Origin of the sequence: Rhodoferax koreense, assembly GCF_001955695.1 — a bacterium.
GTDB lineage: Bacteria > Pseudomonadota > Gammaproteobacteria > Burkholderiales > Burkholderiaceae_C > Rhodoferax_B > Rhodoferax_B koreensis.
The window spans coordinates 4940453-4956995 of the sequence record NZ_CP019236.1 but is presented as its reverse complement, the minus strand read 5'-3'; the positions used below and the strand labels follow the sequence as shown (position 1 = coordinate 4956995).

General features: G+C 67.4%; 11 protein-coding genes. 5 read left to right on the top strand and 6 right to left on the bottom strand.

Annotation, left to right across the window (positions count from 1 at the left end; translation table 11 throughout):
* Positions 1-189: 189 nt before the first annotated feature.
* From RD110_RS28700 to RD110_RS22925, 4 genes are read left to right on the top strand one after another with little or no spacing between them, the layout of a single operon-like run.
* The gene (locus RD110_RS28700) at positions 190-4989 is read left to right on the top strand and encodes a galactose oxidase-like domain-containing protein (RefSeq protein ID WP_076202252.1); all 4800 of its coding nucleotides are present in this window, start codon (positions 190-192) and stop codon (positions 4987-4989) included.
* Positions 4937-5764 (top strand): jacalin-like lectin, encoded by an 828-nt coding sequence (locus RD110_RS22935; RefSeq protein WP_239467309.1) that lies wholly within the window; start codon positions 4937-4939, stop codon positions 5762-5764. Before RD110_RS28700 ends, RD110_RS22935 begins: the two co-directional genes overlap by 53 nt.
* Positions 5764-6246, top strand: coding sequence for a hypothetical protein (locus RD110_RS22930; protein ID WP_076202248.1), 483 nt, complete (start codon positions 5764-5766; stop codon positions 6244-6246). Before RD110_RS22935 ends, RD110_RS22930 begins: the two co-directional genes overlap by 1 nt.
* A gap of 58 nt (positions 6247-6304) precedes the next feature.
* Positions 6305-6946, top strand: coding sequence for an SCO family protein (locus RD110_RS22925; RefSeq protein ID WP_157900310.1), 642 nt, complete (start codon positions 6305-6307; stop codon positions 6944-6946).
* A 69-nt stretch (positions 6947-7015) separates the two neighbouring features.
* Here RD110_RS22925 and mdoH read toward each other — a convergent pair whose 3' ends face one another.
* From mdoH to RD110_RS22895, 6 genes are all read right to left on the bottom strand, one after another.
* A complete protein-coding gene (gene mdoH / locus RD110_RS22920) occupies positions 7016-9301 on the bottom strand; it encodes a glucans biosynthesis glucosyltransferase MdoH (RefSeq protein ID WP_239467105.1) in 2286 nt (761 codons plus the stop codon).
* A 195-nt stretch (positions 9302-9496) separates the two neighbouring features.
* Positions 9497-10885 carry a sigma 54-interacting transcriptional regulator gene (locus RD110_RS22915; RefSeq protein WP_076202246.1) on the bottom strand — a complete coding sequence of 463 codons (1389 nt, stop codon included), beginning with the start codon at positions 10883-10885 and terminating at the stop codon, positions 9497-9499.
* Positions 10886-10892: 7 nt separating this feature from the next.
* A complete protein-coding gene (locus RD110_RS22910; protein WP_204249999.1) occupies positions 10893-11645 on the bottom strand; it encodes a hypothetical protein in 753 nt (250 codons plus the stop codon).
* An 11-nt stretch (positions 11646-11656) separates the two neighbouring features.
* A complete protein-coding gene (locus RD110_RS22905) occupies positions 11657-13069 on the bottom strand; it encodes a sensor histidine kinase (RefSeq protein ID WP_076202245.1) in 1413 nt (470 codons plus the stop codon).
* Positions 13070-13301: 232 nt separating this feature from the next.
* A complete protein-coding gene (miaB, locus tag RD110_RS22900) occupies positions 13302-14666 on the bottom strand; it encodes a tRNA (N6-isopentenyl adenosine(37)-C2)-methylthiotransferase MiaB (RefSeq protein WP_076202243.1) in 1365 nt (454 codons plus the stop codon).
* Positions 14667-14771: 105 nt separating this feature from the next.
* Positions 14772-15200, bottom strand: a complete 429-nt coding sequence (locus RD110_RS22895; RefSeq protein ID WP_157900309.1) for a hypothetical protein — start codon at positions 15198-15200, stop codon at positions 14772-14774.
* Between the two features lie 246 nt (positions 15201-15446).
* On the opposite strand from RD110_RS22895, the gene RD110_RS22890 reads away from it, so the two are divergent.
* Positions 15447-16538, top strand: coding sequence for a sigma-54 interaction domain-containing protein (locus RD110_RS22890; RefSeq protein ID WP_394329424.1), 1092 nt, complete (start codon positions 15447-15449; stop codon positions 16536-16538).
* The last annotated feature ends 5 nt before the right edge of the window (positions 16539-16543 follow it).

The window sequence follows — 16543 nt, the reverse complement described above, 5'->3', positions numbered from 1 at the left end:
CGTGTACACAAAAATATTAGAATTGTTTACAATGTAACTTAGAATCCCGCTCGCGTCGTGAGGCGACGCGGCGTGATCGGGCCAACGGCCCGGCAGGGAGACTGCCTTCTCAGGCATGCGATGCATGCTGGCTCGCCGCGTCGAGCGGTGCGTGATGTCACACGCATCCAGACGGAGGAAGCCAGATCCATGTCATCGAGTTCATTCAGCCCCCTGCAGGCGCTGTCCTGCAGTTTCATTTTGCTCGGGCTGGTCTCCTGCGGCGGAGGCACGACCGAGGGGAACGCCTCGTCCGAGTTCGACCAGGCGCGCGCGGCCATCGTGCAACAAAAAGCCCAACAGGTTTCGCTGGCACGCTGGTCGCCCGTGGTGAAGTTGCCGCTGGTACCCGCCGCCGGGATGCAGCAGGCCGACGGCAAGCTGCTGCTCTGGGCCGCCAACGCCAATTACAGCTTCAACGTCAGCGGCTCCACCATGACGGCGGAGTTCGATCCGCTGACCCAGGGGGTCACCAGCCGCAGGGTGAGCGAGACTTCGCATGACATGTTCTGCCCTGGCACGGCGCGGTTGCCCGATGGCCGCCTGCTCGTGGTCGGCGGCTACGACAACACGCGAACCAGCGTTTTCGACCCGTCCAAGGGCACCTGGAGCGCGGCACCCTCCACACAGATCGCGCGCGGTTACACCGCCAGTACGCCGCTTGCCGATGGCTCGGTGCTGACGCTGGGCGGCTCCTGGGGTTTGGGCAGCGGCGGGCGCGACGCCGAAATCTTCACCGCGGCCAGCGGCTGGCGTCGCCTCACAGGAATCCCGGCGGCCCCGTTTCTGCTCGACGGCACCTATGGGGGCTGGCAGAGCGACGCGCATTTCAACATGCTGTCCACCGGCAATGGCAAGGTCCTGGTGGCCGGGCCCACGGTCGAGATGGGCTGGCTCGACACCGGTGGTGCGGGCAGCTACGTTTCTGCCGGTCCACGTGGGGACGACACGCCGAGCTTCGCTGGCAACACGGTGATGTACGACGCTGGCCTGATCCTGAAAGTGGGGGGCGCTACCTGGAACAACAACGCACCGGCAAACGCCAAGGCCTACCGCATCGACACGACGAGCGGGACGGCGCAGGTCACGAAGCTGCCGTCGATGGCTTATCCCCGGGTCTTTTCCAACAGCGTGGTGATGCCCGACGGGCAGGTGATGGTCCTTGGCGGCCAGACCACGTCCAAGGAGTTCTCCGATGACTTCGCCGTGCTGCCGCCCGAGTTGTACGACCCCAAGACAGAGACCTTCAGCGTGCTGCCGGCGATGGCGGTGCCGCGCAATTACCACAGCATCGCGTTGCTGCTGCCGGACGCCCGCATCGTATCCGCCGGCGGCGGCCTGTGTGCCTGCGCGGCCGACCATGCCGACTTGCAGATTCTTTCGCCGCCGTACCTGTTCAACGCGGACGGCAGCGCCGCCACCCGGCCGGTGATTTCCAGCGCGCCGACCAAGCTCGGCTATGGCGGCACCGCCGAGGTCCAGACCGACTCGGCCGTCACCGGCTTCGCGCTGGTACGCCTGGGCGCCGTGACGCACACCGTCAACAACGACCAGCGCCGCGTGGCGCTCGCCTTCGAGTCAATGGGCGCCAACCGCTACCGCCTCGCCATTCCTGCAAACCCAGGCATCCTGTTGCCGGGCCAATGGATGTTGTTCGCGTTGAATGCCCAGGGCACACCCTCGGTGGCGACCATGCTGACGGTGAATGCCGAAGAGGCACCGGCGATCGTGAACCCCGGCAGCCTGAGCGTGGTGGCTGGCCAAAACCTGGCGCAGCAGATCACGGGCACCTCGCCCACCGGTACGCTGGCTTACAGCGCGTCGGGCCTGCCGCCGGGCGTGAGCATCGACCGGGCCAGTGGCTTGATCAGCGGGGTGCCCAGTGCAGCGGGCAGCTACCTGGTCACCGTCAGCGTGTCCAACGGCACGCAGACCGTCGCCACCGACATGCTGATCGACGTGACCACGCTCGGCTCGGGCACGGGCTTGCTGGCGCAATACTTCGGCACCGTCCTGGGTGAAGGCAAGCCGGTGGTGCAGCGGACGGAAGTTCCCGACTTTGACTGGGGCGCCGCATCTCCAGCGGCCGGGGTGCCGGTCGACAATTTCTCGGTGCGTTGGAGCGGTGCCATCGAAGCCCCGGTGAGCGGCGGCGTGCAGTTGCGTACCTACAGCGATGACGGAGTGCGCCTGTGGATCGCAGGCCGGCTTGCCATCGACAACTGGCGGGCCCATGGGGCGACGTACGACACCGCCTCGGTGTCCATGGTGGCGGGCCAGCGCTATCCCGTCATGCTGGACTTCTATGAGGTCGGTGGCAGCGCCCGGATGAGGCTGGAGTGGAAGTTGCCCGGCGCGACCAACTGGACGACGGTGCCCGCCGCGCGTCTTTATCCTGCGTTGGTACCTTCGACCGTCAACCTGGCGCTGGGCCAACCCGCAACGCAGTCGTCTCAAGACGGGGCAAGACCCGCCTCCCGGGCCGTCGACGGCAATACGGTCGGCGCCGGCGAGCAGTTCGTGACCCATACGCTGCAGGAGGCCATGCCCTGGTGGCAGGTCGACCTCGGCCAGTCGAGTCGCATCGACTTCATCCAGTTGTGGAACCGCACCGATTGCTGCGGGGACCGCCTGCGCAATTTCACCGTCTTCATCTCGCCGACCGACATGACCGGCCGCACCATGGCCAATCTGGAAGCGGACCCGGCCGTGCTCAAGCGCAGCGTGGGCGCCACAGCGGCCGACCGCGTCATCGCCGTGCCGGTCGGCGGCGTGGGCCGCCATGTGCGGGTCCAACTGGCGGGTACGGGCATTCTTTCTCTTGCGGAGGTCTCGGTCTTCGGCGGGCCGGCGACGTATCCGACCCCCACATTGCAGGCCATCGCCGCGCAAAAGACCAACGTGGGCATGCCCACGAGCGTGACGCCTGTGGCCAGCGATCCGGGTGGCAACGCCTTGACATTCGGCGCCACCGGCCTGCCGCCGGGTTTGGCGGTGAACACCGACACCGGCGTCATCGCGGGCACCCCGACCACGGCAGGCAGCTACAGCGTGACGCTGACCGTGCGCAACGCGGGCGACAAGATGGCCAGCATCCAGTTCGCGTGGGACGTGTTGGCGACAGTGCCCAGCGTGACCTCATTGCCCGCGCCGGTGGCGAGCAGTGGCGCCATGGTGCAGTACGCGCCGAGCATCTCGGCCGGGGCTGCGGCGCAGTACAGCTGGAACTTCGGTGACGGCACGGGCGACAGCGCGCCGTCTTCCAGTGCCAACGTTCAACATCGCTATGCCGCTGCGGGCGTCTACGAGGTCACGCTCACCATCCAGGCGCTCGATGGCCGGACCGCGACCTACCGCTTCGTCCAGGCCGTGACCGGACCCGGTTCGGGCGGCCCCGGCACGAGCGCGCGCGCATCGTCCGCTTTGCTGGTGGAGCCTCGCGCGGGGGTGTCGTCCAGGCTGTGGATCGTCAACCCGGACGGCAACACGGTCAGCGTGTTCGACACGGCCACCAACGCGCGGGTGGCCGAGATCCCCGTCGGTGCGGCGCCGCGCAGCCTGACACGGGCGGCAGACGGCCGCATCTGGGTGGCCAACCGCGATAGCGCAACGCTCAGCGTCCTGAACCCCACCACGTTGAGCGTGGTCCAGACGGTGAACATGCCAAGGGCTTCGCAACCCTATGGCGTGGTTGCATCGCCGGTGGACGGCTCGCTTTTCGTCACGCTGGAAGCCAGCGGCGCGCTGCTCAAGCTCAATGGCAGCACCGGCGCGCAGATCTCCGCCCTGCAGCTCGGCGCCAACCCGCGCCATCTGGCCATCTCGGCGGATGGCACCCGGCTGCTGGTGTCGCGCTTCATCACGCCGCCGTTGCCCGGCGAGGGGACGGCCCAGGTCAGGACCACCAACGCGGCTGGCGCGCCGGTCGGGGGCGAGGTGCTGATGATCGATCCGGCGTCGCTCGCGCTGCAGCGCACCATCGTGCTGGCGCACAGTGACCGAACGGACAGCGAGAACCAGGGCCGTGGCATTCCGAACTACCTCGGCGCCGCGGCGATCGCACCGGATGGCCGCTCCGCCTGGGTGCCGTCCAAGCAGGACAACGTGCGCCGCGGCAAGTTGCGCGACGGCCTCGACTTGACGTTCGACAATACGGTGAGGGCCATCAGTTCCCGCATCGACCTGACCTCCGGCACGGAAGACCCGCGCTATCGGGTGGACCATGACAACGCCAGCCTCGCCAGTGCCGCCCTGTTCCATCCGGCCGGTGCGTACCTGTTCGTAGCGCTCGAGACCAGTCGCCAGGTGGCGGTGGTCGACGTCGCCGGGCGGCGGGAACTGATGCGCTATGAAGTGGGCATCGCGCCGCAGAGCCTGGCCCTGTCGGCCGACGGCCTGAAACTCTATGTGCACAACGCGATCGGGCGCACGCTCAGTGTGATCGATCTCGCGCCGCTGGTGAACCTCGGGCAGGCGTCGCCCACCGTCGCCTTGACCCTGGGCGGCATCGGGACGGAAAAACTGTCCGCCATCGTGCTCAAGGGCAAGCAGTTGTTCTACGACGCACGGGATCCTCGGCTGGCCCGCGACAACTACATGAGCTGCGCGAGTTGCCACAACGATGGCGGTGCGGATGGCCGCGTCTGGGATTTGACCGGCCTCGGCGAGGGCCTGCGCCGCACGATCATCCTGCGCGGGCCGCGCCGGCATGGGCCATGGTCCGCTGCACTGGAGCGGCAACTTCGACGAGGTTCAGGATTTCGAGGGCCAGATCCGGCGCCTGTCGGGCGGACTCGGGCTGATGGACGATGCCAGCTTCAACACCGGCACCCGCGCGCAGCCGTTGGGCCTGCCCAAGGCTGGCATCAGCGCCGACCTGGACGCGCTGGCCGCCTATGTGAGCTCGCTCAACACGTTCGATGCCAGCCCGTACCGGAACGCCGCCGGTGAGTTGACGGCGGCCGCGGCCAATGGCAAGACGCTGTTCATCGATCGCAATTGCGTGAGCTGCCACGCGGGCACGACGTTCGCGGGCACCATGCTGCAGAACATCGGCACCATCAAGCCGAGCAGCGGTTCACGGCTCGGGGGGGCGTTGACGGGCATCGACATTCCAACGCTGCGCGACGTCTGGCGCGCATCGAGCTACCTGCACGACGGCTCCGCCGCCACGCTGGATGTGGCCGTGCAGGCCCACGGCGCCAGCATCCCCGGTGCGGCGCTGACGGCCGGAGAGCTCGCCGATCTGAGCGCCTACCTGCAGCAGATCGGCAGCGAGGAACCGATGGCGCTCGGCAAGCTGATGGCATCGCCGCTCTTCGGCTCGGCCAATGGAACGGTCTTCGCCGACATGCTGCCGGCCGGATTCGTCCTGACGGGTGTGAACCTGCGCTCGGGCTGGTGGCTGGACGCGATCCAGGGCGTGGGCAGTCCGTCGAACCTCGCCTTCCATGGTGGCAACGGTGGCACCTTGCGTGCGATCACATGGCCGGCCGACGAGTACCTGGTTCGCGTCTACGGCAAGTCCGGCACCCGGGGCGCGGTGGCCCAACTCGGCTTCGTGACGAATACCGGGCGCAACTTCGGCCCCTACGGCACGGGCCAAGGCCAGGGCACGCTGACCAGCTTCGACTACACCGTGCCCGCAGGGCGCAAGGTCTACGGCTTCGTGGGGCGCAGCAGCGACGGGTTGAATGCCGTCGGCGTGCTGCACGGCCCGCTGTGATGCGGCGAGGGCGGTATCTGGTGGTGCTGGCCGTCGTCGCGGCGCTGGCGGCGGCGTGGCTGGCGATGCGCCAGGCAGGCAACGAGGCCGCGGTGAAGCGCGGGCAGGCGCTGTTCCTGGGCGAAGCGGGCCTGCCCGGGCGGCTGGCCGGACACGTCCGGACCCTGCCGGCCAGCACCACGCGGTGCGTCAATTGCCATGGCGCATCCATCGACGAGGCGGCTACGGCCCGCGCCGCCGGCAACACCGGTTGGTCTGGCGCCTTGACACGTTCGGCCCCGATCCTCGGACACGCCAATCTGGCGCTGCCGCGAGGCCGGCGCGGCGGCCCGGCCACCGCCTACGACGCCCGGGCCCTGTGCACCTTGCTGCGTACCGGCGTCGATCCCGCACGGATCGTCATCTCGGGCGCGATGCCGCGTTATGAACCCAGCGACGCGCAATGCGCAGAGCTCTGGGCTTACCTCTCGATCCAGAATTGAGGCTGCCTCGATGCAACAACTTCCTGAAACCTCTGCGCGTTCAATCCAGGCGCCCTTCATGCCGCGGCGTCGTCTGATGGGCGTCGCACTCGGCTGGACGGCGATGGTCGCTACCTCGGCGATCGCCAAGTCCTCCGCCGCCCTCGGCCCCTCGACGCCAGCGCCGGCTTCGGCCGCGGGCGGAGCGGCGCATTTTCCTTTCGGGGCGGTGCAGCCGCCGCGGCCGATACCGGCGGCCAAGGTCAGCACGCACCTGGGGCAGGCCACCGATCTGCGCACGTTGCTGGCCGGCAAGATCACCGCGGTCCAGTTGATGTTCACCGGCTGCAGCGCCATCTGCCCGATCCAGGGCGCCCTGTTCGGCCAGTTGCAACAAGCCCTGAACCAGCGCAAGCTGCCGGTGCAGTTGTTGTCCCTCAGCATCGACCCGCTGGGTGACAGCCCGGCCGCCCTGGCCGGCTGGCTCCGCAAGTTCGAGGCCGGCCCAGGCTGGCTGGCCGTGGCGCCGCAAGTGGCGGATGTGGCGCGGCTGTCGCAGTTGCTCGCCGGTGACGGCGAAGATCCACGGCAGAGCGCGGACGTCCATACCGCCCAGGTATTCGTGATCAATCGCAGCGCTGCCATGTCCTACCGCACGGCGACGATGCCGGCGGTCGAACCGCTGGTGGACACGCTGACCCGGATCGTCCAGGAAGCCTGAACCGGCGTACTTGCTTCAGCCATGAAAAAAGCCGGCGACGGCCGGCTTTTCGGAGGACGGCGGCTCGCCTTATGCGGCAGCCAGCGCGGGGCGCGACAGGCGCCGTGCATGCAGCCAGGCGCGGCGCAGTACGGCGGGCGACCAGCTCTCTTCGGGGATCAGCAGGAAGCGGCGGTTGCGGAAGGCGGTGCCGAGTTCGATCTGGCTGGTCAGCACGGCCATCGGGATGGCCAGCAGCAACGGCAAACCGACGGGGATCAGCCAGATCAGCGCACGGGCGTCGATGGCCGCGATACCGAGGGCCAGTGCGGCGATGACGGCGGTCATTGGGGCCAGGCTGCGTGCCGTGTCCTTCCAGCCCAGGGCAATGGCCTCACGCGGAGGCGACTTCCAGTCGAGCTTGATGCCGGTGATGGCGACCAGCACGAACAGCGAGTGGGCCAGCATGCGCACAGGGGACTGCAGCAGGGCCAGCGCGCTTTCCAGCAGCGAGCTCTTCAAGAGGCTGAGCGTGCCGCCGTATTGGCGTTGTTCGCCCTTCATCAGCACTGCGGTGATGCCGAGGATGCGCGGCAGGAACAGCATGCTGAGGGTCCAGGCCCACAGGCCCAGCAATTCGGCAGGCAGCACATTCCACTCGCCAGCAGCGAGCAACTGGGTCGTGGCGGCGCTTTGCGCACCGGACAGCCACAGGGCCGTGCCCAGCGTCAGGAAGGCCAGCCACAGCGGGGCCGACAGGTAGGACAGAGTGCCGGTCACGAACATGGCGCGGTGCACGGGGTGGATGCCAGGCTCGGCCATCAGGCGGGCGTTCTGCAGGTTGCCCTGGCACCAGCGGCGGTCACGCGTGAGTTCGGACAGGAGGTCCGGCGGTTGTTGTTCGTAGCTGCCGACCAGGTCGGACACCAGCCATACGTGGTAGCCGGCACGGCGCATCAGCGCGGCCTCGACGAAGTCGTGCGACATGATGCCGCCGGACATGCCGCCGGTGCCCTTGATCGGTGCCAGCGCGCAATGGTCCATGAAAGGCTTGACGCGGATGATGGCGTTGTGGCCCCAGTAGTGCGATTCGCCGAGCTGCCAGAACTGCATGCCCAGGGTGAACAGACGGCCGGTCATGCGCGAGGCGAATTGCTGGGCGCGGGCGTGCAGGGTCACGTGGCCGATGGCTTGCGTGGCGGTCTGGATCACACCGGCTTGAGGATGCTTTTCCATCAGCTTGACCATGGAGGTCAGGCAGTCGCCGCTCATCACGGAATCGGCGTCGAGCACGACCATGTAACGGTAGTCCTTGCCCCAGCGGCGGCAAAAGTCGGCCACGTTGCCGGCCTTGCGGTGGCTGCGGCGGGTGCGCAAGCGGTAGTAGACCTCGACCTGTACCTGGTCGGTGTGCGATGCCAGCGCGGCGCGCAGTTCTTCCCAGGCGGCGCGTTCGGCGCGGATGGTGGCCGGGTCGTAGCTGTCGGACAGCACGAACACGTCGAAGGCCTTGCTGTGGCCGGTGGAAGCGACCGATTCGCAGGTGGCGCGCAGGCCGGCGAACACGGTGGAGACGTCTTCGTTGCAGATCGGCATGATGATCGCGGTGCGCGCATCGGCCGATGTCGGCATCGCCTCGTTCACGACTTCCTTGACGGACAAGGCGTGCTTGTCGCCCTTGAGCGTGACGTAGAAGCCCATGAGCGCGGTGACGAAACCGGTGACGACCCAGGCCGACAGCAGCGCAAACAGGCCCATCTGGCCGTATTCGAGCCAGGCGTTGTCGTAGTCGGGCTGTACGCCCGCGAACAAGGCGGTGGCCATGGCCGTGCTCAGCACGGTGATCAAAAGGAAGACCTGCCGGCGACGGCTGGCGGCGAGCTGCCAGGCTTCGGGCGCGTCCGGGCCTTCGGCGGCACGGATCGCCTTGCGGCCCGATGCCTTCATCAGCACGCTGGTGAACAGGCTGTTCCAGAAACCGCGCCATGGCAGCGGCGTCATGCTGCCGCGGTGTACTGGAGGCGCCGTGACGGCGTTGGGATGGCGTTCTTCGCGCACGGTGCTGCGCAGGCTGACCACCTTGCCGCGGTTGGCGCGGGGTGGGTTGGCCGGGATCTGGCGGCCGATGCGGGCGAAATGCTGTTGTGGCATGGTGGACTCGCTGTTGGGTTGCCGGGATTCGGTGATGCTGGAAATGGAGGCGGGCGAAGCCGTTGTCGCCGTTTTCGCGCCGCGGCCCCAGGGGCCGGCGTTGGCGCTATCGGCCAGCGTGCGCCGGTCGGTGGCGCGCGCCTGCCGCCGCCGTGCAGGCACGGTGGAAACAGGGGCCGAGGCGCCCGTGGGAGGCAGGAAGGAGGAGTGCGACGAGGGCTTCATATGCACTGACTAGTGCAAACCCTGTGCCACATGGGAAATGTCTTTTTAAATCAAAGACTTAGAGTGAAATTTTGGGTGTTTTCCAGCCGGTTTGGCCCGAAGGCGGAGGAAACCCGCCGTTTTTGTCGCTATCCGGCGACAACACCTCGGTGCGAGAGGTGCCATTCCATATGAATCAAGGACTTAGGCCTGTCGCTAGTCGGCGACAGGCTCCGCGGCGGTCGTTCCGCCGTCGGCCTTGAAGTGGCCGGGCGTGAGTTCGTGCTTCTGCAGCAGCCGGTAGAACTCGGTGCGGTTGCGGTCGGCGAGGCGGGCCGCGTCGGCCACGTTGCCGTCGGTCAACTTGAGCAGGCCGACCAGGTATTCGCGTTCGAAACGCTGCTTGGCATCGGCGTAGTTCAGCACCTCGACCGAGGGCGAGCGCAATGCGCGCTGCACCAGTGCCAGCGGGATCAGCGGCGTGGAAGACAGGGCGCACACCTGTTCCACCACGTTGTAGAGCTGTCGCACATTGCCCGGCCAGGCGGCGATGGTCAGCGCCTTCAGCGCCTCGGGCGCGAAACCGCTCAAGCGCTTGCCGTATTTGCCGGCCAGCTTGGTGAGGAAATGGTTGGCCAGCAGCGGGATGTCTTCGCGGCGTTCGCCCAGCGTGGGCAGCGTGAGCGTGACGACGTTGAGCCGGTAATAGAGGTCTTCCCGGAACTGGCCGGTGGCCATGGCCGCGTCCAGGTCGCGGTGCGTGGCGGAGATGATGCGCACGTCCACCGGGATCGACTGGCTCGAGCCCAGCGGCCGCACCGCGCGCTCCTGCAGCACGCGCAGCAGCTTGACCTGCAGCGCCGGCGGCATGTCGCCGATTTCGTCGAGCAGCAGGCTGCCGCCGTCGGCCGCCTGGAACAGGCCCTTGTGGTTGGCCACGGCGTCGGTGAACGCGCCCTTCATGTGGCCGAACAGTTCGGACTCGAGCAAGGCTTCGGGAATCGCGCCGCAGTTCACCGCCACGAAAGGCTTCTTGGCGCGCGGGCTGGCGCGGTGGATGGCGCGGGCCAGCAGTTCCTTGCCGGCGCCGCTGTCGCCGCGCAGCAGCACGCTCGCGTCCGACTGCGCCACCATGCGTGCCTCGGCCAGGATCTCGGCCATGCGGCTGGAGCGGCTCACGATCTCGTCGCGCCAGGCCTCGTCGCCGCGCGCGGCCGGTAGCGCCGGGGCGCTCAGCGACAGCGCCTGGGCGATCTTGTCGAGCAACTCCTTGCCTTCGAACGGCTTCGTCAGGTAGGTGAACACGCCGCGCGCGGTGGCTTCCACCGCATCGGGAATCGTGCCGTGGGCGGTCAGCAGGATGACCGGCAGGGAAGGGTGGCGCAGCCGCACTTCGTCGAACAGCGCCAGGCCGTCGCGGCCGGGCAATTGCACGTCGCTCAGGACGAGTTGCGGACGTTCGATGTCGAGTTGGTTCAGCGCGGCTTCGGCGGAAGTGACGGCGCTCACGCGGTAGCCGGCGCCGGTCAGCCGCATCGACAGCAGGCGCAGCATGTCGGCATCGTCGTCGACGACCAGGATATGGGTCTTGCCAGCGGTGCTCATCGTGTGATCATGGCGCCGGCACGCGCAGGCCATTGGCGGCACCGCCGGTGCCGCCACCGTTGTGCGCCGCGCCGGGTGTGCGCGAGGTCAGGCTGCGTTCGATGGCGCGCATGGCTTCCAGCCGGTCGTTGAGCTGGTCGATGCGGCGCTGGCTGTCACGCAGTTGCTGGTTCTGCTTTTCCAGCAGGTCCTCGACCCGCTTCTGCTCGGCATAACGCGCCGACAGCAGGCGCGCCAGCGGCTGCAACTGGCGCATTTCTTCCTGTGGATTGCTGAGCACGCGCTGCAGCAGGGTCTGGGCCCTGGCCAGGTCCGCCGGCACGCGGGTCTGGCCGAGGGCCATGGCCAGTTGCAGGTCCGCCGCCGGCGGCCGCGAGGCGTCCGCCGGGTCGCCCAGGCGCGCGATTTCCTGCATCAGATCAGGTGTGGACAGGCTGCGCAGCCTGTCGGCATAGGCCAGCAGGGTGATATTGGTTTGGCGCTGGGGAATGTCGGTGGCCGGCGCCGTGCCGACGTTGACCGGGCTCACCACCACGGCGTGCGTGTCGAGCGGCGGCGGCAGTTCCGTGGCCTCCGAAGCGGCTGGCTTCGGCAAAGGCGCGGCCGGCGGATTGCCCAGCGGCGTGGTCTGGCGCTGCGGCTGGTCTTGCGTCGCCGCGCAGGCGCACAGCAACAACGCGGCGAGCGTTGGCAGACCGGCCCGCCAAGTGGGGCGCGCGCAAGCGAGGAAATCGGTGAGGAGATTCGGTCGGATGGACATGGACGAGAAGGTCAACCCGGTATTTCAACCTGGAAGTGGGCGCCGGGGTTGTCGGACAGCAGCCTGATCTGGCCGCCATGCGCAGAGATGTATTCTTGCACGATGGACAGGCCGATGCCGGTGCCGCGCACCGCGTCGCTCGGCTGGCGCTGGCCGCGGTAGAACGGTTCGAACACGCGCGCGCGGTCGGCGCCGGCGATGCCCGGGCCGTGGTCACGGATGTCGATGCGCACCAGACCGTCTTCGGCCGAGAGCTTCAGCACGATGCTGCCGCCCTCCGGCGAAAACCGTATTGCGTTGGACAACAGGTTGGCCACCACCGTGCCGATCTTGGCCGCATCCACGCGCGCCGTGACCGGCTCGCCCTCGATGCGCACCTTGAGGTTGTGCGCGCGCCATTGCAGTTGCTGGGCGTCCACCTGTTCCTCGAGCAACTGCAGCAGGTCGGTCTTTTCGCGGCGCAACTGGCGCGCCTCGAAGGCTGCGGCATTGAAGCGCAGCAGCGCCTCGATCTGGTTCTGCAGCGAGATCGTGTTCTGGTGCAGGATGCGCGCGACCTCCATCTGATTGCTGTTGAGCTCGCCCGTCACGCCGTCTTCCAGCAGCGACACGCCCTCGCGCAGCGCGGCCAGCGGTGTCTTGAGTTCGTGCGAGATGTGGCGCAGGAAGCGTGCCTTGTCCGCGTCGAGCTCGGTGAGCCGCAGGCGCAGCCATTCGAGTTGCTGGCCCACACGGTGCACGTCGCTCGGACCCTGGATGTCGATCACGTCCTCGAGCCGGTTTTCGCCCAGGCCCACGATCGCCTTTTCCAGGCGCTTGAACGGCCGGGCCAGCCAGATGCCGAAGGCGATGGCCAGTGCCACGGCCAGCGCGATGGTGCCGATCACTTGGCGCGTGAGGTTGTTGCGGCTGGTCTCGAGCTGGGCGGTGAGTTCCAGGTTGCGTTTGGCGATGGCCTGCTGAACCTGCTGAGCCACGGTGGAGTTGATGGCTTCCAGTTCGCGGAATTCGGCGGCCAGCGTGCGTTCACGCTCGAGCACGGTCTCCGGCGGGCCGTCCATCAGGCCGCGCAGCACCTTGTATTGCGCGCGCCAGCGGTCGGCCACGGGTGTGGGCAGGTCGGCCGGCAGCAGGCCGTCGAGGATGGCGCGTGCCTCGCGGCTCGATTCCTCGAAGCGCTGGCGCAGCGGCGCGTCGTTCAGGATCAGCGACTGGCGCGAGGCGCGTTCCATGTTGGCGCTGCGTTCGGCCAGCGACTGCACGGCGGCGGTGAGCTGTAACGCGCGCGCCTGGAAACCCGCGCTCTGCGCCATCAGGTGGTCGAAGGTGAACACCGCCCGCAGCGCGATGCCGCCGAGCAGCGCGGCGATCAGCAGGAAGCCGACCAGCAGCAACTGCTGGAAGGAGCCGCGGCGCCGCTTCATGGTGTCTCCCGGTAGTGGACAGGCCTGGAGGCGGCGAAAACTGCTTCGACAGGCTCAGCCCGAACGGAGAGGGGTGAAATTCCGTTCGCCCTGAGCTTGTCGAAGGGCTTGGTGATGGAGCCCGGGGCTTCGACAGGCTCAGCCCGAACGGTATTCGACTCAGCCCGAATGGTATTCGGCTCGGTCCGAGCGGTATTCGGCTCGGCCCGATCGGAGGTGGGCAGGCCGCCGTTCACGCCGAGACCGCAGCGCCGGCCGTCACCACTTCGCCGCGCAGCGAATACGACTTGGCTTCGGTGATCGTCACGTCGATCATCTGGCCGATGAGCCGCGGCTGACCGGGGAAGTTGACCACGCGGTTGCATTCCGTGCGGCCCATCAGTTCCAGGCCACCGTCCGCGTGGTCCTGGCCGGCGCGTTTGCTCGGGCCTTCGACCAGGATGCGCTGCACCGTGCCCAGCCGCTGCGAGGCGATCGCGCGCACGTTGGCGTCGATCACGCCCTGCAGGTGCTGCAGCCGTGCGAGCTTGACTTCGTGCGGCGTGTCGTCATGCAGGTTCGCCGCCGGCGTGCCGGGGCGCGGGCTGAAGATGAAGCTGAAGCTGTTGTCGAAGCCCACGTCATGGATCAGCTTCATCATCTTGTCGAAGTCATCCTGTGTTTCGCCGGGGAAGCCGACAATGAAGTCGCTGCTCATCGCCATGTCGGGCCGGATGGCGCGCAGCTTCCTCACCGTGCTCTTGTATTCCATGGCCGTGTAGCCGCGCTTCATGGCCATCAGGATCCGGTCGGAACCGTGCTGCACCGGCAGGTGCAGGTGGCTCACGAGCTTGGGCTGCGTCGCATACACGTCGATCAGCCGCTGCGTGAATTCGTTGGGATGGCTGGTGGTGTAGCGGATGCGCTCGATGCCCGGGATCTCGGCCACGTATTCGATGAGCATCGCGAAGTCGGCGATCTCGGCCGTATCTCCCATGGCGCCACGGTACGCGTTCACGTTCTGGCCGAGCAGCGTGACTTCCTTGACGCCCTGGTCGGCCAGGCCCGCCACCTCGACCAGCACGTCGTCGAACGGCCGCGACACTTCTTCGCCGCGCGTGTACGGTACGACGCAATAACTGCAGTATTTGGAGCAGCCTTCCATGATGCTCACGAAGGCCGAAGCGCCTTCGACCCGCGCCGGCGGCAGGTGGTCGAACTTCTCGATCTCGGGGAAACTGATGTCGACCTGCGGCCGGTCGAGCCGCGCGCGGGTCTTCAGCATGTCGGGCAGGCGGTGCAGCGTCTGCGGGCCGAACACCACGTCCACGTAGGGCGCACGCTGGATGATGGCCGCGCCCTCCTGGCTTGCCACGCAGCCGCCCACGCCGATCTGCACGCCCTTTTTCTTCAGGTGCTTGATGCGGCCCAGGTCGGAGAACACCTTCTCCTGCGCCTTCTCGCGCACCGAGCAGGTGTTGAACAGGATGAGGTCGGCCTCGTCCACGTTCTGCGTGGCCTCGTAGCCTTCGGCGGCATGCAGGACATCGACCATCTTGTCCGAGTCGTACTCGTTCATCTGGCAGCCGAAGGTTTTGATGAAGACTTTTTTGCTCATGGGGATGCTTGGTTGGGCGGTAGGGGGGCTCGCCGCCGGCGCCTGGCGCCATGCTGGGGAGTCGGTCCATGCGTTTCGAGCCCGCACAGGCTGGGGCCGGGCGGCCTACTTCGGCGTGACTTCTTCCGTGTCGCCGAAGAAGAAGTTGTACCAGGGCCGTTCGCTGCCGGGTCGGCGCAGCGCGGCTTCGGCATCGGTCAGGACCCACACTTCCTGCAGCATGCCGGTGGTGGTCTCGCGGGTGTAGTTCACGCGCACCTCCTGCCCCACCAGTGCCGCAGAGGTCACCAACATGTTCTGCGTGTTGCGGATGCGGGCGCCGGGCGCGAGCACGTCGGCCTTGCCGTCGAGCTGCACCTGCGGTGGTGTGGTCACGAGCAGGCGGCCGCGCATCGCCGCCGGCGGGAAGTTGCGGATTTCCTGGGCCTGGACCGGCCCGCCCGCCAGGGCCAGCCACGCCCATGCGCAGAGCCAAGCCGCGGCCAGGGCAGGGCGCCATCGGGAGGAGGAAGGGGAATGGGTGGCGGTGTTCATGCAGCGGTTCGTGGTATCGATCCAGAGGCTGGTCGGCATCGATTTTATAGGACGGCGGCCCTATGCCGCAGCCAGGGCTGCCAGCCGTGCTACAGGTTGCAGAATCTGCGCAGATAACCCGAGGGATGCCGCATCATGAAATATCTCGACAGTAAGAGTCGACCTACGTCAGCTTAGGTGCGAATACTCTGCTTGACCTGTACATAAAACGTTCACAATGACACTCAACTACAGGCGAGCACCATCTTGGCGATTTCACCCGACGATCGTCTTCTACGTCGCGGTCCCATCGGACTGCCGCCGGTGGCGTCGCGCACGGTGCCGGAGGCCGACGGCCATTTCGGCCTCCTGTGGGGCCGCTCGGCGCCGATGCGCCGGGTGTACGAGCAGATCACGCGGGTGTCCGACACGGCGGTCACGGTGTTCGTCACCGGCGAAAGCGGCACGGGCAAGGAACTCGTGGCGCGCACCGTGCATGACCTGAGCCGGCGCCGTGGCCAACCCTTCCTGGCCGTCAACTGCGGTGCGATCTCGCCGCACCTCATGGAAAGCGAAATCTTCGGGCATGAGAAAGGCAGCTTCACCGGTGCCGAGCGCCAGCACCAGGGCTTTTTCGAGCGGGCCAGCGGCGGCACGCTGTTCCTCGATGAGGTCACCGAGATGCCGCTGGACCTGCAGGTCAAGCTGCTGCGCGTGCTCGAGACCGGCAGCTTCATGCGCGTCGGGGCAACCCAGCAGCAGCAGGCCGATGTGCGTCTGATTGCCGCTTCCAACCGTGATCCGTTGCAGGCCGTGGCCACCGGCGGCCTGCGTGAAGACCTGCTGTACCGACTCAACGTGTTTCCGATCCACATGCCGCCGCTGCGCGAGCGCGCCGAGGACATTGCGCTGCTGGCGACCCACTTCCTGGCCGAAATCGCGCGCCGCGAAGGGCTGACAAAACGTTTCGCGCCTGTGGCGCTGGAGCGGCTGGCCGACTACCGCTGGCCAGGAAACGTGCGCGAACTGCGCAACATCGTGCAGCGGGCCTACGTGATGGCCCAGGATGAAATCGTGTTCGACGAATGCCTGCCGGTCGGCCAGGCTTGGCGGGAAGCGCCCCGGGCCGGGCGGGGCGTCGCAACGGCGCTCACCTTCCGCATCGGCACGCCGCTGGCCGAGGTCGAACGCCAGCTGATCCTGGCCACGCTCGAACACTACGGCCGGCACAAGGAGCGCACCGCCGCCGCGCTCGGCCTGAGCCTGAAGACGCTGTACAACCGGCTCAAGGAATATTCGTCCACGCCTGCGCGCGACGAATTCGGGCTGGACATCTCAGGCTTCGACCAGCTTCCCTGAGATCG

Bases quoted from the DNA above. Each gene is read 5' to 3' on its own strand.
- mdoH (WP_239467105.1), bottom strand. From the start codon at position 9,301: ATGAAGCCCTCGTCGCACTCCTCCTTCCTGCCTCCCACGGGCGCCTCG.
- RD110_RS22930 (WP_076202248.1), top strand. From the start codon at position 5,764: ATGCGGCGAGGGCGGTATCTGGTGGTGCTGGCCGTCGTCGCGGCGCTG.
- RD110_RS22905 (WP_076202245.1), bottom strand. From the start codon at position 13,069: ATGAAGCGGCGCCGCGGCTCCTTCCAGCAGTTGCTGCTGGTCGGCTTC.
- RD110_RS28700 (WP_076202252.1), top strand. From the start codon at position 190: ATGTCATCGAGTTCATTCAGCCCCCTGCAGGCGCTGTCCTGCAGTTTC.
- RD110_RS22895 (WP_157900309.1), bottom strand. From the start codon at position 15,200: ATGAACACCGCCACCCATTCCCCTTCCTCCTCCCGATGGCGCCCTGCC.
- RD110_RS22910 (WP_204249999.1), bottom strand. From the start codon at position 11,645: ATGTCCATCCGACCGAATCTCCTCACCGATTTCCTCGCTTGCGCGCGC.
- RD110_RS22915 (WP_076202246.1), bottom strand. From the start codon at position 10,885: ATGAGCACCGCTGGCAAGACCCATATCCTGGTCGTCGACGACGATGCC.
- miaB (WP_076202243.1), bottom strand. From the start codon at position 14,666: ATGAGCAAAAAAGTCTTCATCAAAACCTTCGGCTGCCAGATGAACGAG.
- RD110_RS22925 (WP_157900310.1), top strand. From the start codon at position 6,305: ATGCCGCGGCGTCGTCTGATGGGCGTCGCACTCGGCTGGACGGCGATG.